The sequence below is a fragment of the Streptomyces sp. NPDC001770 genome, assembly GCF_053596135.1.
In genome coordinates, this window is sequence record NZ_JBSFFN010000040.1 from 1 (window position 1) to 20,578 (window position 20,578).

Here is a 20,578-nt window from a genome sequence, read left to right on the forward strand (position 1 = left end):
CTCAACTCCATCGGAGTACGCACCCGCTGGATCAACGGCGGTGTGGACCTGGAGATCGTGCCGCCCGCGCAGCTGGACATGGAGGCGATCGACGCTCGGAGGTGCTCTCCACCCCTCCGCGCACGCCGCTGTTCACAGCCCCGAGGCCCACCAGTGCGTCGGCGTGGCCGAGCCCGCTCTCCGCCGCGATCGACTCCAGCGTCTGGGCGTCGCGCACCGGCGCGAAACGCACCCCCTCGCCGCCGTCGCCCCCGCCCTTCGTACGGAAGCCGTACACCGCCGGCCTCGGCAGGCTGTTGTACGCCCACGGCGCCGAGAAGTAGTAGGCGCCCGTGTCGTAGAGCACCACGAAGTCGCCCTCGCGCAGTTCCGGGAGTTCCTGGGCGTACGCGACCACGTCGCCGGCGAAGCAGCAGGGGCCCGCGATGTCCTGCGCGAGCGGAGGCCCGTCCTTGGGCAGCCCGTCCGGCCCGAAGGCGCCCACCCGCAGCGGCCATACCCCGGGCATCAGGACGGTACGGGTCGCGGTCTGCGCGCCCGCGTGGGTCAGGGCGATGCGCCGCCCGCCCGCGTCCTTGGTGTACTCGACCAGCGCCCCGATGAACCCGTTCTTCGCCAGAAGCGACCGGCCGAACTCCGTCACCAGCGCGTACCGCCCGTCGAACAGGTCCGGCACGGCCGTGCGCAGCGCGGTCACGTAGTCGCCGTGGGTGGGCCGTACCTCGTCGTCGGCGAAGTTCACCGGCAGCCCGCCGCCGATGTCCAGGCTGGTGATCCGGCGCTCGCCGAGGTGGGCGTTGATCTCCTCGGCCAGCCGGTACGTCTCCGCGACACCGGCCGCGAGGAGTTCCAGCGGACAGCCCTGGGAGCCCACGTGGCAGTGCAGCCGGGTCAGCCAGGGGTGTTCGGCGAAGGCGCGCACCACGGCCGCGCGGGCCCCGGGGTCCCGCAGTGCGACGCCGAACTTCGACGTGGCGGTGGCCGTGCTCATGGCACCGATCGCACCGCCTCCCACCTGCGGGTTCACCCGCAGTCCGATGACCGAGGGAGAGTTGGACGAGCGCAGTGCGCCGATGCGGCGAAGCTCGTCGAGGCTGTCGGCGTTGACCGCGATCCCCAGCGCCAGCGCCAGCCGGATCTCCTCGCGGGTCTTGGCGGGCGAGTCCAGCACGATCGTCGAGGGCGCGAAACCGGCGTCCATGGCCAGCCGGAGCTCCCCGGGGCTCGCCACCTCGCAGCCCATTCCGTACGAGGCGAGCAGGCGCAGCACCGGAACGAGGGGGGACGCCTTCGCCGCGAAGGTGTGCAGGACCTGCGGGGCGCCGGCGAACGCCTCCCGCAGGGCGTCGACCGAGTTCCGTACCCCTTCGGGGTCGATGAATCCGACGACGGGCTGGGACTTTCCGAGCAGGCCGTCGGCGATCGCGTGGCGCACGACATGGGCGAACTTCGGGGTGGTCGGCGTGCCGGAGGCGGAGAACGTCTGGGTCATACGGTGACGATCGCCGATCGGCGGGCCCCGGTCTTTGTCGGCGGGGCCAAGCCTGGAGGTGAAATTCGTTCTGCCGGGCAAACACCGGGCGCACTGCCCCAGAAGGGGCGAGCGCGGACTGATGGGTGCGAACAGGTGCAGAAGTGCAGAGGCCCAGGTGCGTCGGACGGTTTCAGAAGCCGGCGGCGAGACGGACGGCGACGGTCAGCAGGAGCCGGGTGTCCGGGTCGTCCACGTCCACCCCGTGCCGTTCCCCGACCCGCCGCAACCGGTAGCGGAGGGTGTTGGGATGCAGACCGAGGCGGCGCGAGGCGGCCGGGACGTCACCCGCCGCGTCCAGGTAGGCGGCGAGGGACCGGACCAGCTCGCCGCCGGCCGCGAGATCGCCGCGCACCAGATCGTGCACCGGACCTCCGCCCGCCTCCCACAGCGGCCGGACCGCGTCGAGCATGCGCCGCACGTCGACCACCGGCCCGAGTCCCGGGGCGCCCGCCCACCGCACCGCCGCCCGGTGCTCGTTCCGGCCCGAGTCGCGTGCGGCGAGCCTCTCGCGCAGCACCCGGACGACGAGGGACGCCTCCTCGCACGAGGCCGGGACACCGAGGACGGAATCCACCACGGCCCCCGCGCCCACGAGCACCGGCGTCCCGCCGGGCAGCGAGGAGGCGAGGTCCGCCAGTTCCCGGGCGAGCCCCAGGGCCTCCCGGTCCTTCCCGGAGCCGACGGGCAGCAGGGTGAGCAACCGGTCCCGCTCCCGGAGAACCCGCACGCCGGGGCGGTACGAGGCGGCATGCAGGCCCAGTACGTCGAAGGTCCGGTGCAGGGGAGGAGCCACCGGATCCGCGGCCGATTCGGCGGCCACCGCCACCACCGCGCACGGCGTACCGGACGCGAGCCCGAGCGACCAGGCGTGGGTCCTGAGGTCCCCCTCGCCCCGCAGCAGCCCGCGCAGCGCGTGATCATGCCGTCGCACTTCGCCGCTCTCCCGCAGCCGGTGGCGTACGAGGTGGGGCGCGGCCGTCGTGGCGGCGGCGAGCAACGCGCGGGCCGCGCCCGGCAGCAGAGGGCTGCCGTCCGCCGCCACCCAGATCGAGCCGAGCACCTCGGGGCCGCTGCGCACCGCGACGACCAGGCGCTCGGGGCTGTCTCCTCCGGCGGGGCGGTGGATCACCTCGCGCGAGGTCCAGAGCGTGCGCAGCAGGCCGCTGCGGCGCATCTCGGCGACCCGCCATTCGGGTACCCGGCCGCCGAGGACGGTGGAGCGGCGGACCCCGTCCGCCTCGGGCCGGGTCGCGGAATGGGCCAGCACCCGGAACCGGGTGTCCTCGATGGTGATCGCCCCGCCGGTGGCAGCGGCGATCACCGCGGCGAGCGCGCTCAGTCCGCCGGGCGGGAGGTCGTCGGCCGAGGGCTCCTGAGCCGTGCCGCCCACCGCCCCGAACGCGAGGGCCGAGCGCAGCAGCGTCGCGGTGTCCGTCCAGTCCGCCCACGCGGCGCGGGCCAGCACAGCGATCCCCTGCTCCCGCGCCGCGTCCAGGACCTCAGGCGAGGGCCCGGTGTCGCCACCGTCGCGCAGCACCACCGCGCAGGCTTCCTGCCGGGCGGCCCGGCGCACCGCGGCCACGGCGTCCGGAGAGGAGGCGTCGGCACCCACGGCGAGGAGCAGCAGCCCTCGGGCGGACCCCGGTGTGCCGTTCTCGGCGAACGCGGTGCCCCGGACGGGGATGTCCTGCCCGGCCGGGGCCAGCAGCAGCCGTAGCGTGCCGCTGTCGTCGAAGGCCAGGACGTCCCGCAGAGTGACGTCCTGCGGGGCGACGTCGTGCGGGGTGAAGTGCGGCGGGGTGACGTCTCGGCGCGTGGCACCGGGCGTGGGCGAGGGCGGTTCGGCAGAGGGGGCCGGGCCACTGGTCATGGCACCGAGGATAGGAGGCGGGTCCCGCCCGCCCGGACGGCGTGGCCCGCCCCGGGGACGCAGCCCGTAGAGCCTGCCCGTCGCCCCCGCCGTTCCGCCCGGCGGGAGGAGCCCCGCCCCACCGCCCGCGCCCTACTGTCCGGCGCCCCCCAGGAGCGGGCGCGGGCTCACCGGTGCGGGACCCAGGGTGGTGGAGCCGGGGGCCGCCCGGTGCCCGAGACCGGTCCGGTACGCGTCCAGGGCGGCCTCCGTCCGCCCCGTCCTGCGCAGCAGGTCGCCGAGGAGCCGGCAGATGTCCGCCAGGTCTCCGGCCGCCCCGGCGCGCTCCAGCAGGGCCAGCGCCTTGACGTAGTGCTCCTCGGCGGTGTCGGTCTCCCCGTCCTCCTCGTGGATCAGCCCGAGGAGCCGGTGCGCCCCGGCCGCGTGCACCGCGCCCCGGTCCGGCTGGAGCTCGCCCAGCAGTCGGTGCAGCAGGTCCTCGGCCTGACGCGCCTTGCCCTGGCGGCGCAGGACGTCCGCGAGCTCCACCTCGACCTGGGCCGTGTAGAGGGCCGCCCGCTTCGAGGCCAGCATGTCCCGGGCGGCGAGCAGCTCGCTCTCGGCGCCCGAGAGGTCGCCGCCCTGGGCCCGCACGTAGCCGCGCATCCAGTGGCAGTGCGCCATCTCCGTACGGATCTGGAGTTGCTGGTAGATCTCGGCCGCCCGGGCCAGCGAGGCGTCGGCCTCGGCGGTGCGCCCGGCCGCGATGAGGGACCTGGCCACCCCGCGGTGCATGCCCGCCACCAGTTCCGGATCGTCGACCCGGGGGGCCAGCGCGAGCGCCAGCTCGCCCGCCTGTGCGGCCCGTGCGTGTGCGCCCATGTCCATGTACGGAGCGATCGACGCCGTGTACAGCAGCAGAAGCGCACCCGGGTCCGGCAGGCCGGAGGAGTTCAGCTCCTCGATGGTGCTCTCCAACAGGTAGCAGGCGTAACGGAGTTCGCCCGCCAGCAGGTGCGCGACGGCCCGGCCCCGGACGGCCCGCGCCCGCTGGGAGAGCGGGGCGTCCGCGAGCAGGTGCTCGGCCGCCTCGAAGTGCCGCCGGGCGACGGGGAGATCACCGGTCTCCAGGGCGCATTCGCCGAGCCCCAGGGTCGCCGACGCGCTCTCCTGGTCGAGCCCGAGCCGGTCGGCCTCGGCGAGCAGCTCGGTGAAGTCGGCCACCGCGTCCTCGGCGGCGCCGGTCGCAAGCGTGCGCTGGGCCTCGACCAGGCGCAGCCGCAACTCGGTCGCGAGGTGGGCGGGGCGCCCGGTGGCGATCTCCTCGTAACTCACGCCGAGCCGCTCGGCGAGGTGCCGGACGGCCGCCTCGGAGGGCCGGACCCGGCCGGCCTCCAGCGTGGATATGTAGGCGGGCGTGTACGAGGGTTCGGCGAGCTCGCGCTGGGTGAGACCGCGCTCCGCGCGCAGCCGGTGGACGCGCCGGCCGATCGTGGCGGGGTCGTCCACCGGTCCGCGTTCCGTCCGACGCCCGGTCGGGCTCTTCTCCGCCACGTGGCCCCTCATCTCGCCTCGGTACACACCCCGACCGCGACAGGTACGGGAGATGAGTATCGACCAGATCGTCCCGGGGCGTGGGCGAGGGGTGCATCCTCGGGGCAATTGCCCGTTGAGGACGGGTGTGTCACCGCGAACGGAGGCGGCGCGGCGGCTGCCGGGAGGGATCAGGCGATGAGCGGGACCACGGCCTCCGGAGTCAGCAGCCGGAAGGTGAAGGCCTGCTGGAAGTAGAGGTGCACGGAGGTGGCGTCGTGGCTCTGGTAGCCGATGGACAGGTCCTGGCCGAGCCGCAGTTCGAAGTCCCCGCCCCGGGTGGACAGCAGCACCCCGCCCTTGATCGCGGGCGCCCACAGGATGGGGTCGTCCAGCTGGCGGCCGATGTGGGTGGCCACCGGGTAGCCGTGGTCGGAGGTCTCGGTCGCCTCGGTGAAGGCGTCGGCGCCGAGCAGCAGCCGGTACGGGCCGTCGACACCGGCGAGCCGCAGCCGGGTCAGCGCCTGGCTGACGGCCGCCGGGTAGTCGCGCGCGTCGGCGGGCAGCGGCAGCGGATCGTGCGAGGAACCGTCGCGCAGACCGGTGATCCCGGCCGCCGGGTACCCGTCGATGACTGCCATGTCCTCGGCGAACGCGCAGGTGCGCGCCGCGTCCTTGACGGGCTGCCAGTCGCTGTCGTCGGACCCGCGCTCCACGTCGTCCACGGCCTGCCGGGTCACGGTGAACGGCACCCGCCACTCGACCACCGGCATCGACGTACGGGCCCGCGCCAGCACGTCCGGGGTTGGCGGGTCGATGGGCCGCAGGTGGCCGTCGCCGACCGCCGCCAGGGCGGGGCCCTCCGGGTCCGTCACGTCGACGACCCTGCGGCCCGCGACATGGCGGCTGAACGTCCGCCGCGCCTCCTCCTCGATCTGCTGCCAGGCGGCTTCGGTGACGGGGGCGAGTTCTCGGTGCAGGTTGTTCATCACTGGGCGCTTTCTTGCAGGCTGCCGATGCGCAGCGAACCGTCGTCCGGGAGTGCGGGCGGTGCGGGGAGTGCGGCGTCGGCAGAGCGAACCGGCTGGGCGGCCGTCTCCGGCAGCGGCCGGGTGCCCGCGGCGGCGGGGGGCGGGGGCGGGGCGTCGAGGAAGTCGGCGTCGGGGGCGTAGAAGAGCGTGCCGGTGACCGCAGTGGAGAAGTCCAGGATGCGGTCGTGCGTACCGGGCGGGTCACCGAGGAACATGTTGCGGAGCATCCGCTCCGTGACGCCGGGATCGGCCGCGTACCCGATGAAGTACGTACCGAACTCGCCCCGCCCGAAGCTGCCGAACGGCATGTTGGCACGGAGGATGTCCCGTTCGGTGCCGTCCGGGTCGGTGACGGTGTTGAGGGCGACGTGGGAGTCGGCGGGCTGGACACCCTCGGGGAGTTCGACGTCGTCCGCCTTGGTGCGGCCGATGACCCGCTCCTGCTCCTCGGTGCTCAGCGCCTTCCAGGAGGTCAGATCGTGCAGGTACTTCTGCACGAGGACGTAGCTGCCCCCGGCGAACGCGGGGTCCTCGTCGCCCACCAGCGCGGCTGCCCGGGCGTCGTCGCCCACCGGGTTCTCCGTACCGTCGACGAATCCCAGCAGGTCACGGTGGTCGAGATAGCGGAACCCCTGGGTCTCGTCCACGATCCGGACCGCCCCGCCGAGGCGGTCGAGCAGCTGCGCGGCCCACTCGTGGCAGACGTCCGCCCGCTCGGCGCGGATGTGCAGGAGCAGGTCGCCGGGGGTGGCCGGGGCGGTGTGGCGCGGTCCGCGCAGCTCCTGGAACGGGTGCAGCAGCGCCGGACGCCCGCCGCCGAAGAGCCGGTCCCAGGCGTGGGAGCCGAAACCCAGCACACAGGAGAGCCCGGCGTCCGGGAAGCGGAAGCCGAGGGACCGGGCGATCGAGGCGACCTCCGGCAGCACGGAGCGTACTGCCTCCTCACCACCCGGCTCGATCGTGCCGACGAGGATCAGCGCCGCCTCGGTGAGCGGGGCGACCACGGGCTGCACCTTGACGGGGTCCGGAACGGCGTCGGGCATCGGGCGCACTCCAGTGGCAGCGACGGGGCAGCGGGGGCGGGCGGGGAGGGGCTACTGCCACTCACCCACAGGCGCGGTCCGGCCGCACCCGGGCGCGGCCCGTACGGGCGGGGGCCGGGTTGCGGCCCCCGCGGGCACCACGCGGCCCCTGCCGGACCGTTCAGCTCGCGTCGACCTCCGAGCGGTCGCCGCCCCACAGCGTGTGGAACGACCCCTCCCGGTCGGTACGCCGGTAGGTGTGTGCCCCGAAGAAGTCCCGCTGCCCCTGGGTCAGCGCGGCCGGCAGCCGCTCGGCGCGCAGCCCGTCGTAGTACGAGAGAGCGGCCGCGAACCCGGGCGTCGGCACCCCTTGCAGCGCCGCCTGGGCGACCACCGCCCGCCAGTCGTCCTGCGCCGCGCCGATCTCCCGGGCGAAGTCCTTGTCGGAGAGGAGGCTCAGCAGCTCGGGCCGGCTGTCGAAGGCCGACCTGATCCGGTCCAGGAACGCCGCCCGGATGATGCAGCCCGCCCGCCAGATCCCGGCGACGGCGCCCAGATCGACGTTCCAGCCGTACTCCTCGCTGCCGGCCCGGATCTGGTGGAAGCCCTGGGTGTACGAGACGATCTTGGACGCGTACAGGGCCTGCTCCACCCGGTCCGCGAACGCCGCCGCCTCAGCCCCGGGCAGCGGAGCCGGGGTGGGTCCCGCGAGGTCACGGGCCGCCTCGCGCAGGTCGGCGTGGCCGGAGAGCGACCGGGCGAACACCGCCTCCGCGATGCCCGAGACGGGAACACCCAGGTCGAGGGCGATCTGCACGGTCCAGCGGCCGGTACCCTTCTGCTCCGCCCGGTCCTGCACCACGTCGACGAACGGCTTCCCGGTGGCCGCGTCCGTGTGGGCCAGCACCTCCGCCGTGATCTCGATCAGATACGAGTCCAGCCGGCCGGTGTTCCAGCTCCGGAACACCTCCGCGATCTTGGCGGGGGAGTAGCCCGCGACCCCGCGCAGCAGGTGGTACGCCTCGGCGATGAGCTGCATGTCCGCGTACTCGATGCCGTTGTGGACCATCTTGACGAAGTGCCCGGCGCCGTCCGGGCCGATGTGGGTGGTGCACGGGGTGCCGTCCTCGGCACGCGCCGCGATCTTCTCCAGCAGCGGTCCCAGCGACTCGTACGACTCCGCCGAACCGCCCGGCATGATGCTCGGCCCGTTCAGCGCACCCTCCTCACCGCCGGAGATGCCCGTGCCGACGAAGTGCAGCCCGCGCTCGCGCAGCTCCTTCTCGCGGCGCCGGGTGTCCTCGAAGTGGGCGTTGCCGCCGTCGATGATGACGTCGCCCTCCTCCAGCAGGGGTGCGAACTCCTGGATCACGGCGTCCGTGGGCTCACCCGCCTTCACCATGACGACCAGCCGCCGGGGCCGCTCCAGGGCGTCGACGAACTCCTGCGGCGAGCGCGCGGCGACGAAGTCGCCCTCGCCGCCGAACTCCTCCACCAGGGCGTCGGTCTTCGCGGTCGTGCGGTTGTGCACGGCGACGGTGAGACCGTTGCGAGCGAAGTTCCGGGCGAGGTTGCGGCCCATCACCGCGAGTCCTGTCACGCCGATCTGAGCGGTGCCGGTCGGGGTGTTGCCGGTCATGGGGGTGCTCCTGGCTGTCTCGGGGGTGGTTGTCGGCAAGGGATGGCCTCGGTGGCGGCGGTACGGTGCCGCGTGGGCCGGTACGCATCGGGACGTCCGGACCTTCCGTCTGCCCGCCGGGGGTCAGTGCGCGCGGGCGGGGTCGTCCTCGGAGGCGGCAGCACCTGCGGCGGAGGCGGACTCGGTGCCTAGGGCGTCCGTGCCGTTGTCCGGCGGGGTGGCGGGGTCCCACTCGGGGAGCCACGGCTCCTCGTCGGGGACGACGTGCATGGCCGCCTCCTCGGCGGAGGCCGCGGCCCCGTCCACACCGACGTCGTTCGCGGTGAGCGTGGCCGGTACGGTCCCGTCCGCCTGCTGAGTGATCCTGCCGGCACGGTCCGTACCCACCTCGTCGTCCCACGGCTCGCCCTCACCGTCGGCCAGGTCGCCGGCTCCGTCGCTGTCGCTCGCGGCAACTTCCGGCAGCTCGCGGGAGAGCCGGCTGTCGAGCGACTCCCCGTCGTGCTGCTCGGAAGCGGTGGTTCCCACGTCGTTCACGGCCCACGGCCGCTCCGGCGGCGAGTACCCCTCGTCCAGGGCGTCGCTGAGGTCGGAGTCCACCAGGGTGTCCTCGATGTCCAGCTGTTCGTCGGGGTCGGACGCCTCCTCCGGCTGGGGCTGATAGACGTCGTCCCCCCGGTCGGTGTCGCTCATTGCATGTCCTCTCGCCGATGGCGGAGCCGTACCGTCCCCTGCCGCAATTGCACTCCGGTCGCGCGCCCGCCGCAAAAGGAGGATTTCCGCAGGCGCCGGGGTGGCGGCGCCTGCGGAAGCGCGTATGCCCTGATCGGGGCCGCCGAAGCGCCCCGCCCCCCGGCCGCGGGGGCTCTGTGGGGCTTCGCGCCCGCCCACACCCTGCGAGCGGTTCCCGCCACTCGGGACGCTCCGGCGTCTCGGGCGGAGGCTGCCCGCACGGTGGGGCGAGGGGCGCGGACCACATCCCGGGCACCCGGATCGCCGGGGCCCGGACCGGAGGCATGCAGTGATCAGGGGCGGCGGCCCACCTACGGCCGAAGGGCGTCGCCGTCCTCCCTTTCAAGGATCGGGGGCCCGGCCGCCCGTCGCCACGGCAGGGCGGACGGGGGTGCGGCCGGACGCCTTCGGGGAGAGCCGACCGCCGGGCCCGGCGGCTCGGAGCGTGCCCGTCGTGTCAGAAGTCGTACGTGCCGTAGAACAGGAGGCCGCATACCACCGGGGCCCCCACGACGGCGATCAGCCAAGGGGCGCCCGGCCGGGTGTGCGGGTCCAGGAAAGCGGCTGCCAGCAGTATCAGCGCCGCGGGTACGAACAGGAACATCCCCACCAGGGCACCCACCACCGCCCAGGCGAGCAGGCCCGTTCCGACGACGAGGGACGCCCACGCGAAGGGGCGGGGCTCGTTGCGCAGCATGAGGGGAACGGACACGGGCAGGGCCGTGAGCAGGAAGTCCGCCGCCAGCCCGGTCGGCAGGCCGATGGCCGTAGCGGGAATCGTGGTCGCCGCCGCGAGGAGGACGAGCGCGGACTGTCCTGTCCGGACCGGCCGGCTTCCCATGAGTACCTCCGGGCTCGAACCTGTTCGAATTTGAACACGTTCAAGCCATTGTGCTTCCCGGTTCCCCGTCAACTCCGGCTCCGGTGCTCCAGGTTGGTGGTCGGCGATGAGGGCGGAGGGTCTTTCGCCGGCTCGCAGGCGGCGAGGCGTGCGGCACTCCTCTCCGAGTGCTCCCTCCGGCCGGAGTGGAGTGCCGCCGCCCCTCCATTCACATCGCAGCCGCGTCAATCGCCTCGATTCCGGTGTTGGCGCCCGCACCGCTCCCGTCGGCACGATGGGCTCCGGCCCGCAGGCGGTCGCGCGACGACAGGGGGAGTACCGGTGGATGTGTTCACGACGAGGTCGGGTGCGGTGCGCGGCCGGCCGGCCGGGCGGGTACCCCACGTCACGGCCGTGCTCGGCATCCCGTACGCGGCGCCACCGTTCGGACCCCGTCGGTTCCGGGAGCCCCGGCCGGTGGCGGAATGGACCGGTGTCCGCCCCTGCCTCGCCTTCGGCCCGGTGGCCCCGCAGTCGGCCGAACTCCCGGGCGCGCCCGGATGGAAGCCCGGGGACGAGGACATCCTGACGGTCAACGTCTGGACGCCGGGAGGGGCCGGCGACGCGCTCCCCGTCCTGTTCTGGATCCACGGAGGAGCCTTCGCCTTCGGCTCCTCCGCCCAGCCCGACTTCGACGGCGCCGCCCTGGCCGGGCTCGGACTGGTGGTCGTGAGCTGCAACTACCGCCTGGGCTTCGAAGGCTTCGGCCATGTCCCCGGCGTCCCCGGCGATGTCCTGGCCGGCATCCCGGCCGCGGCGGGCGGGGCCGGGGACGTCTGCCCGGACAACAGGGGGCTGCTCGACCAGATCGCCGCCCTGGAATGGGTACGCGACAACATCGCCGCCTTCGGGGGCGACGCCGCACGGGTCACCGCGGCCGGCCAGTCCGCGGGCGCCTCCTCGGTCGCGTGCCTCATGGCCATGGACCGCGCCCGGGGGCTGTTCCGGCGCGCGGTGCTGCACTCCGCCGTCAACTCCTGCGCCACGGCCGAATCGGCCGCCCGCACCACGCGGGGGGTCGCGGAGGCGGCCGGAATCCCCGCCACCCGGGAGGCGCTGCTCGCCGCTTCCCCGCAAGCGCTGGTCACGGCGTCCGACGCCGTGGTCGAGGCATGCCGCCGGAACCCGGCGACCGGCCGGCGCCACCACGATCCGGCCATTTTCGGACCGGTCGTCGACGGCACCCTGCTGCCCACCGACCCGCTGACTGCCGCGTCCGACGGGTTCGCGCCGTCCGACGGCTTCGCGGCGGACGGTGTCGAGCTTCTCGTGTGCCGCACCACGGAGGAGTACGCCCTCTTCGAGGCGGTCGGCAGCAGTGCGGACATCGGTACGGAGGCCCGACTCGACGCCTTCGCGCGGGACTTCGGGCTCCCCACCGCCCTGGTCCGGGGGTACCGGGACCGGTCGGCGGGCGGATCCGTCCGCGAGACGTACCTGGCCATCCGGGGGGACCTGCTTTTCGCCGAGTACGGCGACCGGCTCGCCGAGGCCCACGCGCGGGCGGGCGGTACGGCCTTCCTGGCGCACTTCGACCGCAGGTCCGGCGGGTGCCCGGCCCGGCCGGTGCGGGCCTGGCACGCCGCCGACGTCCCGTTCGCCTTCGGCACGCTCGACGACGAGAACGTCCACTTCCTCGTCGGAGGGCCGCCGGGTGACGCCGACCGTGAACTGTCCGCGCGGATGATGCGGGCGTGGGCGGACTTCGCGGCGTGCGGGGACCCGGGGTGGGCGAGGCTCGGGGTGGGACCCGGGGTGGGCGTGCACCACTGGCGTACGCGAGAGGAGGCCGGCGGCCGGGGTCCCTCCCCGGAACGGGAGGCGGCGGGGACTGCGGTGCGCGCGCTCTGGCGGGAGGCGGGGATGCCGCTCCTGACCCCCTGAACATGCCATCGGGCAGGCCCCGGCGGACCATGTGGACGGGGCGGCCCGGGAACACGCCCGACGGGGTGTCAGTGCGGGGTGCGAGACTGCCCGGATGAGTCGATCACTGCCCAAAGACGATCTTCAGTCCTCCCTCCAGGAAGCGCGCGACACCCTTCTGCGAAAGCTGGAAGGGCTCTCGGAGTACGACGCGCGTCGCCCCCTGACGGCGACCGGGACCAATCTGCTGGGCCTGGTCAAACACCTGTCGGGCGTCGAACTGGGCTACTTCGGCGACACCTTCGGAAGGCCCTCCGACGAGCCTTTCCCGTGGGCCGACGGCGACGCCGAGGACAACGCCGACATGTGGGCGACCGAGGACGAGAGCCGCGAGGAGGTCGTCGCCCGCTACCGGCGCGTGTGGCAGCACTCGGACGCGACCATCGCCGCACTGCCGCTCGACGCACCCGGCACCGTGCCGTGGTGGTCCGAGTCGAAGCGCGAGGTGACGCTCCACAAGATCCTCGTGCACGTGACCACCGAGACCCACCGCCACGCCGGCCACGCCGACATCGTCCGCGAACTCGTCGACGGAGACGTCGGCTACAGGTCCCGGGGGGACAACCTCCCCGAAGGGGACGCGGCATGGTGGAAGGAGTACGTGGACCGGTTGGAGCGGGCCGCGACGGCGTTCCGCTCGGGCCGGGGCTGAGGCGGGGAGCGGTCGCTCGTACGCGGCCCCCTGCGCAGGGGGCGCCGGCTGCCGTGCCGCCGCCCCCTGCCGTCCTGTCTCCACGATTCAACGTCCGCTATTTGTAAGGACATTGATGCGAACAGGCGTTGACTCGAATCCCGTACTTGGCATGGACCTGACCATTTCGTTGCGTTAGGGTCGTCGCGTGCCGCGCTGAGAGCGCTCTCAGTCGAATACCCCGCGAGCGCTCGCGGACGCCTCCTGTTCCACCCCCACGCATCGGAACACCAGAAGGGGCACTGCCTTGAAACACCTGACACCCCTGCGCGCCGCTCTGTCCGCGCTCCTCGTCGTCGGCGCCTGGGCGACCATCGGCCCGGCCCCGGCGTCGGCGGCCGACACCGCTCCCCCCACGAGCGCCGCCGCCTCCCGGCCCGCCTCGGCCGGACTGCTCGCCGCCATGACCAAGGACCTCGGGCTGACGCCCGCGCAGGCCAAGGCCAGGCTCGCCGCGGAGAAGACCGCCACCGCCCAGGAGCCGGCCGCACGCCGTGCGGCCGGAGCCTCCTACGGAGGATCCTGGTTCGACGCCGGGACCGGCAGACTGACCGTCGGAGTCACCGACGCGAAAGCCGCCGCAGCCGTACGGGCGACCGGCGCCGACACCAAGCTCGTCCCTCACACCCAACGCGCACTCGACCGGGCCAAGTCGAGCATCGACGCGCTCACCGCGCCCGACGGCGTGGCGAGCTGGCACGTGGACGCGGAGGCCGGGTCCGTCGTCGTGGAGGTCGCCGCCGCCTCGGCGAAGGACCCGGAGGTCCGTTCCTTCCTGGCGAAGGCCAGCACGACAGCACCTGTGACAGTGCGTCAGGTCAAAGCCCTGCCACAGACGTTGGCGGCCGGAACGGTGGGCGGTGACCCCTACTACACCGGCAACGTCCGCTGCTCCATCGGCTTCTCGGTGAACGGCGGGTTCGTCACCGCCGGGCACTGCTCGGGGGCCGGCGCGGCGGTCCGGGGCTGGGACGGATCGGCCATCGGCAACTTCCAGGGCTCGACCTTCCCCGGCGACGACTACGCCTGGGTGAACGTCGCCAACGGCTGGTGGACGGTGCCGGTGGTCCTCGGCTGGGGCACCGTCTCCGACCAGCTGGTACGCGGCTCCGCCGAAGCCCCGGTCGGCGCCTCCATCTGCCGCTCCGGCTCCACCACCCACTGGCACTGCGGCACCGTGCTCGCCAAGAACGAGACGGTCAACTACAGCCAGGGCGCGGTGTACCAGATGACGAAGACCAACGTCTGCGCCGAAGGCGGCGACTCCGGCGGCTCGTTCATCAGCGGCGACCAGGCCCAGGGCGTCACCTCCGGCGGCTGGGGCAACTGCACCAGCGGCGGCGAGACCTGGTACCAGCCGATCAACGAGATCCTCAGCCACTACGGCCTGACACTCACCACGGCCTGACACTCACCCCCACGGCCTGACACTCATGACGGCCTGACACTCACCACGGTCTGACGTTCCCGACGGATCATCGGCACCCTGGCAGGAAAATGACAAGGCCCCGGCCGCGTGACGGAAAGCCGTCGCGCGGCCGGGGCCCGCTCCCGGAGGAGTGGCGTCAGGCGGAGTCCGCCACTCGCCCGGAGGACTGCTCGCGGACGATCTCCGCGTAACGGCGCCCACTGGTCTTCACTGTACGGCGCTGGGTGTCGTAGTCGACGTGAACCAGCCCGAACCGCTTGTCGTACCCGTAGGCCCACTCGAAGTTGTCGAGCAGCGACCACGCGAAGTACCCGGCGAGCGGAGCTCCCTTGGCGACCGCCCGGTCGCACGCGGCCAGGTGCTCCTCCAGGTACCGGGTGCGCTCCGGGTCGTGCACCGAACCGTCCGCCGCGACCGTGTCCTGGTAGGCCGAACCGTTCTCGGTGACGTAGATCTTGCTCGCGCCGTACTCCTCGGTCAGGCGCAGCAGCAGCTGCTCCAGGCCCTCCGCGTGGACCTCCCAGTCCATGTACGTGACGGGGGCGCCGGGCACCGGGACCTGCCGGGCGTGCGGGACGGGGCCCGACTCGTCGGCGGTGACGACCTGGCGGAAGTAGTAGTTCAGGCCCAGCCAGTCGAGCGGGGCGGCGATGGTCTCCAGGTCGCCCGGCTGCACCGGGAGTTCGACCCCGTACAGGTCGAGCATGTCCTGCGGGTAGCCGCGGCCGTGGATCGGGTCGAGCCACCAGCGGTTGGTGTGTCCGTCGGCGCGGACGGCCGCCGCGATGTCGGCGGGGCTGTCGCTCGCCGGCTCGATCGGGGAGAGGTTGTTGACGATGCCGACCCGGGCACCCGGGGAGGCCGCCCGGATCGCCTGCACGGCGAGGCCGTGGCCGAGGTGGAGGTGGTACGAGGCGCGGACGGCTGCCGTGATGTCGGTCAGGCCCGGCGCCATCTTGCCTTCCAGGTGGCCGATCCACGCCGAGCAGAGCGGCTCGTTGAGGGTCGCCCAGTCCTTGACGCGGTCGCCGAGGCGCTCGACGACCGCGGAGGTGTACGCCGCGAAGTGCTCGGCTGTCTCGCGGACCGTCCAGCCGCCGCGGTCCTGCAGGGCCTGCGGGAGGTCCCAGTGGTAGAGCGTGGCGAAGGGGGTGATCCCGTTGCCCAGGAGTCCGTCCACCAGCCGGTCGTAGAAGTCCAGGCCCTTCTTGTTGACCGGGCCGTCACCGCCGGGGACGATGCGCGGCCAGGCCAGCGAGAAGCGGTACGCGCCCGCGCCGACCTCCTTGATCAGGCCGATGTCCTCGGGCACCCGGTGGTAGTGGTCGCAGGCCACGTCGCCGGTGTCGCCGCCCGCCACCTTTCCGGGGGTGTGGGAGAAGGTGTCCCAGATGGAGGGGGAACGGCCGTCCTCCGCGACGGCTCCCTCGATCTGGTACGAGGCGGTGGCCACTCCCCAGGTGAAATCGGCCGGGAGGGAGTTGAGGTCGTTCACGGACTGCCTTTCTGAGATGGTCACTTGACAGCGCCTGCCGTGAGGCCGGCGACGAGGTAACGCTGCAGCAGGAGGAACCCGGCGACGACCGGGACGCTGACGACGAGCGAAGCCGCCATCACCTGGTTCCAGTAGACGTCGTTCTGGGTCGCGTACCCCTGGAGCCCGACGGCGAGGGTCCTGGTCGTGTCGTTCGTCATCACCGAGGCGAAGAGCACCTCGCCCCACGCCGTCATGAACGCGTACACGGCGACGGCGACGATGCCCGGCACAGCGGCAGGGACGACGACCCGGAACAGCGCGCCGAGGGGACCGCAGCCGTCCACCTTGGCGGCCTCGTCCAGATCCTTCGGGATGGAGTCGAAGTACCCGATCAGCATCCAGATGGAGAAGGGGAGCGAGAACGTCAGGTAGGTGAGGATGAGCCCGCCGCGCGAGCCGTACAGGGCGATCCCGGTGCTGTTGCCGATGTTCACGTAGATGAGGAACAGCGGCAGCAGGAAGAGGATGCCGGGGAACATCTGGGTGGAGAGCACCGTGATGGTGAAGACCCGCTTGCCGCGGAAGGCGTAGCGGCTCACCGCGTACGCCGAGAACACGGCGATGATCACCGAGGCGACCGTGGCCGCGCCCGCCACGATCAGCGAGTTGGCGAAGTACTTCGCGAGCGGGACGGTCTTCCAGATGTCGAAGTACGGGCGGACGGTGAGGCCCGACGGTATCCACTGGAACTTGCCGGACACGTCCTGGAGCGGCTTGAGCGAGCTGCTGACCATGACGTACACGGGCAGCAGGACGAAACCGGCCAGCAGGGTCAGGATGATCCGCCGGGTCCACACGAAGGACGCCGGGGCCGCCATCGGTGAACGGCGCTTGTGCGTGGTGGCGCTAGACACCGGAGCCCTTCCTTCCGCGTGAGGTCAGCAGCAGGTAGACGGCCGTCACCAGCAGCAGGAAGAGCAGGAGGAGGACGGACATCGCCGAGCCGGTGCCGAAGTTCCAGGTGACGAACGACGACTGGTAGATGTGCAGCGAGATGAGGTCCGCGTTCTCGGGTGCCGCGCGGCCGAAGAGCACGAACGGCGTGTTGAAGTCGTTGAAGGTCCAGAGGAAGAGGACCAGCACGAGCACCTGGTTGACCGGCCGAAGCGACGGCAGGGTGATCTTGCGGATCTGCTGCCAGATGCCGGCGCCGTCGATGGACGCCGCCTCGTACAGCTCGTTCGGGATGTTCTGGAGCCCCGCCATCAGGATGAGGAGGGCGAAGGGCCAGCCCTTCCAGACCGAGACGACCAGCAGCGCGATGAAACTGTTGTCGCCGATCAGCCAGAAGGACGGCTGGTCGGTGATGCCGAGCTGGTCGTGCAGGACGTGGTTCACCAGGCCGTTGTCCCGCTGGAACATGAACGCCCAGGTGATGACGGCCGCGTAGACCGGCAGCGCGTACGGGACGAGGAAGATCGCCCGCAGCACGCCGCGGCCCCGGAAGTTCTCCTGGAGCATGATCGCGGCTGCCACGCCGAGCAGCCAGGACAGGCCGACGGCGAAGAAGGTGAAGACGCAGGTCACGAAGAAGGAGTGGAGCAGCGCCTTGCCGATGGGGGCGTCGAAGTCGACGGCGACAGAGTAGTTGTCGAGGCCCGTCCAGGGAGCGTTGCCCCAGTTGCTGATGAAGAACTGGGTGAGCTGGCGGAAGCTCATCACGATCCCGACGATCATCGGGATCAGGTGGACGAGCAGTTCGAGCAGGATCGCCGGGAGGAGCAGGAGATAGGGCAGTCCGCCGTTGCGGATCCGGTCGGGGATGCGCGGCAGTCTCCTGCGCGCACCCCCGGTGCCCCGGCCCCCACCGCTGTCCGACTTACCGACCCGGGGGTCGGCGGTCACGGTGGAAGTCATGATCGGTGCCTCACTGCCCCATGGTCTGCTGGGCCTTTTCGAGGGCCGCCTTGACGGTCTCGGTGGTCACCGGCTTGCCCGCTGCGGCGTCGGCCCACAGGTCCTTGACCGCGGTGCCCACCGCCGTCTCGAACTGGGACTCGTTCGGCACCTGGGGGAGCGGCGCCGCGCTCTTGCTCAGCGTGTCACGCAGGACCGAGAGGTCCGGCGCACCGAACGCGTCGTCGGCCTGGGCCACCTTGACGGGCGGGATCGCCCCGTAGGTCTTGTTGAGGAGCTTCTGCTCCTCGTCGCTGGTCATGAACTTGACGAACTTCTTGGCGCCGTCGAGGTTCTTGGTGTTCTTGAACACCGCGATGTTGATGCCGGCGACCATCGAGTTGGTCTGGGCGTCCTGGCCCGGGGTCCCGGACGGGACGGGCACGGGGGCGACGCCCCAGTCCTCCGGCTTCATGCCCTGGGCGGCGAAGGTGGAGGCGGCGGCCTGCCACAGCACCATCCCGGTACGGCCCTTGGCGAAGTCGGTGAGCGACTGGTTCTGCGCGTACTCCGCGTTGCCCGGAGCGATGATCTTGTCCTTGGCCATGAAGTCGATGTACTGCTTCACGGCGGCGACCGCACCGTCCGAGGTGAAGGTGGCCTTGCCCGCGGAGTCGAAGAAGTCGGCGCCGTGCTGCTTGCCGAGGACGAACACCTGGTGGATGTTGTTGGAGAGGTTGCCGCCTTCGGCGCCCAGACCCCACTTGCCGTCCTTGGACAGCTTCTTGCCGTCCGCGACCAGTTCGTCCCAGGTCTTCGGCGGCTGCGCGATGCCGGCGTCCGCGAACATCTTCTTGTTGTAGTAGAGCGCGTACGACAGCGAGTACAGCGGCACGGCCGCGGGGTCCTGACCCGCCGCACCGGCCGAGGCGACCGCCGACTCGACGAACCGGTCCCGGCCGCCGATCGCGTCGAAGTTCTTCGTGTCCCACGGCAGCAGGGCGCCCGAGGCCTGCAGCGAGGCGGACCAGGTGTTGCCGATGTTCAGCACGTCCGGGCCCTGACCGGAGGTGGTGGCGGCGAGGATCCGGTTGAGGAGGTCGGCCCACGGCACGACCTCCAGCTTCACCTTGATGCCGGTCTGCTCCTCGAACTTCTTCAGCTCGGGGGTGAGGGTCTTCTTGTCCGCCTCGACGTTCGGGCCCTGGTTCGAGGCCCAGTAGGTGAGCGTCTTCGGCGACTCGTTGCTTCCGCCGCCCGAGGAGGACCCGCCTCCGCAGCCGGTGACTCCGGCGGCGATGGAGATCGCGAAGGTGGCGGCTGCGGCGGCTCTGATGGTGCGCATACGGGATGGCCCCTTTCCGGGGATGGCTGCGTTCGGGGAACCGAACGGCCTCCATGACTTAATTTATGCCGTGATCTAAGAGCTGAAGGAAGGTCGCGTCAAGGGGTTGGACCGGGGTATGTTGCCGGAAGGAAGGGAGCAACATGGCCGAGCGCAACAGACGGACCGTGCGTGACCTGCGACGGGGCAACCGGGCAAGGGTATTGCAACGGTTGTATTTCGACGGCCCGCTGAGCCGCCAGGAGCTCGCCCCGGCCACCGGGCTGAGTTCGGGTTCCATCAGCAACGTCGTCGCCGAACTCGTCGCGGAGGGGGTCCTCGAAGAGGCGGGCATCGTCGATTCGGACGGCGGGCGGCCGCGCACCCTCCTCCGGGTGGCGCCCGCGGGCGGCCTGCTGATCGGGATCGACATCGGCGAAACCCGGGTGCGCGTCGAGCTGTTCGACCTCGCTCTCACCGAACTGGCCCGCACCGAAAGGCCGCTGGCGCAGCACGGGTACGACGTCGAGCGCATCGTCGGCCATGTGCGGGCCGCTGTCGCGGACGTCCTCGCCGACGCGGGCGCCGACGCGCACCGGCTGCTCGGCATCGGCATCGGTGTTCCCGGCATCATCGAACGCACCCACTCCTCGGGGAGCGAAGGCCCCGACGGATCAGGGGCCGTCGTGCACGGGCAGACCATCGGCTGGCGGGCCGTTCCCTTCGAACGGCTGTTGCGCGAGGCCGTCGACATCCCGGCCGAGGTGCCGTTCTTCATCGACAACGGTGCCAAGACGCTCGGGCAGGCCGAGATGTGGTTCGGCGGCGGACGCGGCGCGGACGCCGCCGCCATCGCCCTCATCGGCTCCGGCGTCGGCGCCTGCGTGAACCGGGGCGGTGTCCTCGACGAGAACCGCGTCAGCGTCCCCCTCGAATGGGGCCACACCACCGTCCAGTTGAGGGGGCGCCGGTGCCGCTGCGGCTCCATCGGCTGCCTGGAGGCGTACGCGGGCGGCGAGGCGATGCGCGAACGCTGGTACGAGGCCGGCGGACCGCTCCCCGAGGACACCGACGACGAAGCGGCGCTCGCCGCCCTCCTCGCCGCCGCCTACCCGCCGCCCGGCGGCGCGGACCCCGACCCCGTCGCGGTGGCCCTGCTCGACGAGACGGCCGAATGCCTCGGTGCCGCACTCGCTGACCTCGTCAACCTCTTCCTGCCCCAGCGGATCCTGCTCGGCGGATGGGCGGGACTGCTGATCGGCCCCCACCTCCTCCCCGCGATCCGCCGGTACGCCGACGCGTACGCGCTCCGCCACGCAGCCTCCCGCGTCACCATCGAGATGGGCCGGCTGGGCCCGGACGCCGTCACCGTCGGCGCGGCCACCCTGCCCCTCTCCGACTTCCTCACCCGCGGCGGCAGCCGCCCCACCCCGCTGCCCGCCCCCGACGCCCCGGCCGGCCCCGCCCGTACCCCGGCGGACGCGGTGCGGGCCAGGGCGGTGGTCGCCGAAGGCGTCTGACGCGGAAGGACGTCGGAGTTGCCCGGCGGCCAGGCCGGAGTGAATCCTGTGGCGCCCCGAACCGGCCGTGATCACCGGACCGGGGGCGCGACGTTCCC

Annotated in this window: 16 protein-coding genes; 4 read left to right on the plus strand and 12 right to left on the minus strand. The window is 72.4% G+C overall.

Going from position 1 to position 20,578, the window contains the following annotated elements:
* Nucleotides 1–31 precede the first annotated feature (31 nt).
* From ACWCSV_RS29010 to ACWCSV_RS29045, 8 genes are all read right to left on the minus strand, one after another.
* Nucleotides 32–1,492, minus strand: a complete 1,461-nt coding sequence (locus tag ACWCSV_RS29010) for a diaminopimelate decarboxylase (protein WP_451147198.1) — start codon at nt 1,490–1,492, stop codon at nt 32–34.
* A gap of 172 nt (nt 1,493–1,664) precedes the next feature.
* Complete coding sequence (locus ACWCSV_RS29015; RefSeq protein WP_451147200.1) at nt 1,665–3,404, minus strand: PucR family transcriptional regulator; 1,740 nt, start codon at nt 3,402–3,404, stop codon at nt 1,665–1,667.
* A 132-nt stretch (nt 3,405–3,536) separates the two neighbouring features.
* Complete coding sequence (locus ACWCSV_RS29020; protein WP_451147290.1) at nt 3,537–4,892, minus strand: tetratricopeptide repeat protein; 1,356 nt, start codon at nt 4,890–4,892, stop codon at nt 3,537–3,539.
* Between the two features lie 215 nt (nt 4,893–5,107).
* Entirely contained in the window at nt 5,108–5,905 is a 798-nt protein-coding gene (locus ACWCSV_RS29025; RefSeq protein WP_451147202.1) for a family 1 encapsulin nanocompartment shell protein, read from the minus strand.
* Nucleotides 5,905–6,990: a Dyp-type peroxidase gene (locus ACWCSV_RS29030; RefSeq protein ID WP_451147204.1), complete on the minus strand. Its 1,086-nt coding sequence runs from the start codon at nt 6,988–6,990 to the stop codon at nt 5,905–5,907. Before ACWCSV_RS29030 ends, ACWCSV_RS29025 begins: the two co-directional genes overlap by 1 nt.
* 160 nt (nt 6,991–7,150) lie before the next feature.
* On the minus strand, nt 7,151–8,608 hold the full coding sequence (gene gndA / locus ACWCSV_RS29035; protein ID WP_451147206.1) for an NADP-dependent phosphogluconate dehydrogenase: 1,458 nt from the start codon (nt 8,606–8,608) through the stop codon (nt 7,151–7,153).
* 123 nt (nt 8,609–8,731) lie between these two features.
* The gene (locus ACWCSV_RS29040) at nt 8,732–9,301 is read right to left on the minus strand and encodes a DUF5709 domain-containing protein (protein WP_451147208.1); all 570 of its coding nucleotides are present in this window, start codon (nt 9,299–9,301) and stop codon (nt 8,732–8,734) included.
* Between the two features lie 496 nt (nt 9,302–9,797).
* A complete protein-coding gene (locus ACWCSV_RS29045; protein WP_451147210.1) occupies nt 9,798–10,181 on the minus strand; it encodes a hypothetical protein in 384 nt (127 codons plus the stop codon).
* A gap of 321 nt (nt 10,182–10,502) precedes the next feature.
* Here ACWCSV_RS29045 and ACWCSV_RS29050 point away from each other — a divergent pair, with 321 nt between their 5' ends.
* The 3 genes from ACWCSV_RS29050 (at nt 10,503) to ACWCSV_RS29060 (ending at nt 14,242) form a co-directional block, all read left to right on the plus strand.
* Nucleotides 10,503–12,104: a carboxylesterase/lipase family protein gene (locus ACWCSV_RS29050; RefSeq protein ID WP_451147212.1), complete on the plus strand. Its 1,602-nt coding sequence runs from the start codon at nt 10,503–10,505 to the stop codon at nt 12,102–12,104.
* 94 nt (nt 12,105–12,198) lie between these two features.
* On the plus strand, nt 12,199–12,795 hold the full coding sequence (locus ACWCSV_RS29055; protein WP_451147214.1) for a DinB family protein: 597 nt from the start codon (nt 12,199–12,201) through the stop codon (nt 12,793–12,795).
* A 286-nt stretch (nt 12,796–13,081) separates the two neighbouring features.
* Entirely contained in the window at nt 13,082–14,242 is a 1,161-nt protein-coding gene (locus ACWCSV_RS29060; protein WP_451147216.1) for a S1 family peptidase, read from the plus strand.
* 157 nt (nt 14,243–14,399) lie between these two features.
* Here ACWCSV_RS29060 and ACWCSV_RS29065 read toward each other — a convergent pair whose 3' ends face one another.
* Genes ACWCSV_RS29065 through ACWCSV_RS29080 form a run of 4 tightly spaced genes read right to left on the minus strand, consistent with a single transcriptional unit; the run spans nt 14,400 to nt 18,981 of the window.
* Nucleotides 14,400–15,758, minus strand: a complete 1,359-nt coding sequence (locus tag ACWCSV_RS29065; protein ID WP_451147291.1) for a GH1 family beta-glucosidase — start codon at nt 15,756–15,758, stop codon at nt 14,400–14,402.
* A 20-nt stretch (nt 15,759–15,778) separates the two neighbouring features.
* Nucleotides 15,779–16,618, minus strand: coding sequence for a carbohydrate ABC transporter permease (locus ACWCSV_RS29070; protein WP_327180262.1), 840 nt, complete (start codon nt 16,616–16,618; stop codon nt 15,779–15,781).
* A 28-nt stretch (nt 16,619–16,646) separates the two neighbouring features.
* Nucleotides 16,647–17,657, minus strand: a complete 1,011-nt coding sequence (locus ACWCSV_RS29075) for a carbohydrate ABC transporter permease (protein WP_451147218.1) — start codon at nt 17,655–17,657, stop codon at nt 16,647–16,649.
* Nucleotides 17,658–17,667: 10 nt separating this feature from the next.
* Nucleotides 17,668–18,981 (minus strand): ABC transporter substrate-binding protein, encoded by a 1,314-nt coding sequence (locus tag ACWCSV_RS29080; protein WP_451147220.1) that lies wholly within the window; start codon nt 18,979–18,981, stop codon nt 17,668–17,670.
* 143 nt (nt 18,982–19,124) lie between these two features.
* Here ACWCSV_RS29080 and ACWCSV_RS29085 point away from each other — a divergent pair, with 143 nt between their 5' ends.
* Nucleotides 19,125–20,480 (plus strand): ROK family transcriptional regulator, encoded by a 1,356-nt coding sequence (locus ACWCSV_RS29085; RefSeq protein ID WP_451147222.1) that lies wholly within the window; start codon nt 19,125–19,127, stop codon nt 20,478–20,480.
* The last annotated feature ends 98 nt before the right edge of the window (nt 20,481–20,578 follow it).

What these genes read in the sequence shown, in the direction of transcription:
- ACWCSV_RS29010 (WP_451147198.1), bottom strand. Translation starts at nt 1,492, where the DNA reads ATGACCCAGACGTTCTCCGCCTCCGGCACGCCGACCACCCCGAAGTTC.
- ACWCSV_RS29015 (WP_451147200.1), bottom strand. Translation starts at nt 3,404, where the DNA reads ATGACCAGTGGCCCGGCCCCCTCTGCCGAACCGCCCTCGCCCACGCCC.
- ACWCSV_RS29025 (WP_451147202.1), bottom strand. Translation starts at nt 5,905, where the DNA reads ATGAACAACCTGCACCGAGAACTCGCCCCCGTCACCGAAGCCGCCTGG.
- ACWCSV_RS29030 (WP_451147204.1), bottom strand. Translation starts at nt 6,990, where the DNA reads ATGCCCGACGCCGTTCCGGACCCCGTCAAGGTGCAGCCCGTGGTCGCC.
- gndA (WP_451147206.1), bottom strand. Translation starts at nt 8,608, where the DNA reads ATGACCGGCAACACCCCGACCGGCACCGCTCAGATCGGCGTGACAGGA.
- ACWCSV_RS29040 (WP_451147208.1), bottom strand. Translation starts at nt 9,301, where the DNA reads ATGAGCGACACCGACCGGGGGGACGACGTCTATCAGCCCCAGCCGGAG.
- ACWCSV_RS29045 (WP_451147210.1), bottom strand. Translation starts at nt 10,181, where the DNA reads ATGGGAAGCCGGCCGGTCCGGACAGGACAGTCCGCGCTCGTCCTCCTC.
- ACWCSV_RS29055 (WP_451147214.1), top strand. Translation starts at nt 12,199, where the DNA reads ATGAGTCGATCACTGCCCAAAGACGATCTTCAGTCCTCCCTCCAGGAA.
- ACWCSV_RS29070 (WP_327180262.1), bottom strand. Translation starts at nt 16,618, where the DNA reads ATGGCGGCCCCGGCGTCCTTCGTGTGGACCCGGCGGATCATCCTGACC.
- ACWCSV_RS29075 (WP_451147218.1), bottom strand. Translation starts at nt 17,657, where the DNA reads ATGACTTCCACCGTGACCGCCGACCCCCGGGTCGGTAAGTCGGACAGC.
- ACWCSV_RS29080 (WP_451147220.1), bottom strand. Translation starts at nt 18,981, where the DNA reads ATGCGCACCATCAGAGCCGCCGCAGCCGCCACCTTCGCGATCTCCATC.
- ACWCSV_RS29085 (WP_451147222.1), top strand. Translation starts at nt 19,125, where the DNA reads ATGGCCGAGCGCAACAGACGGACCGTGCGTGACCTGCGACGGGGCAAC.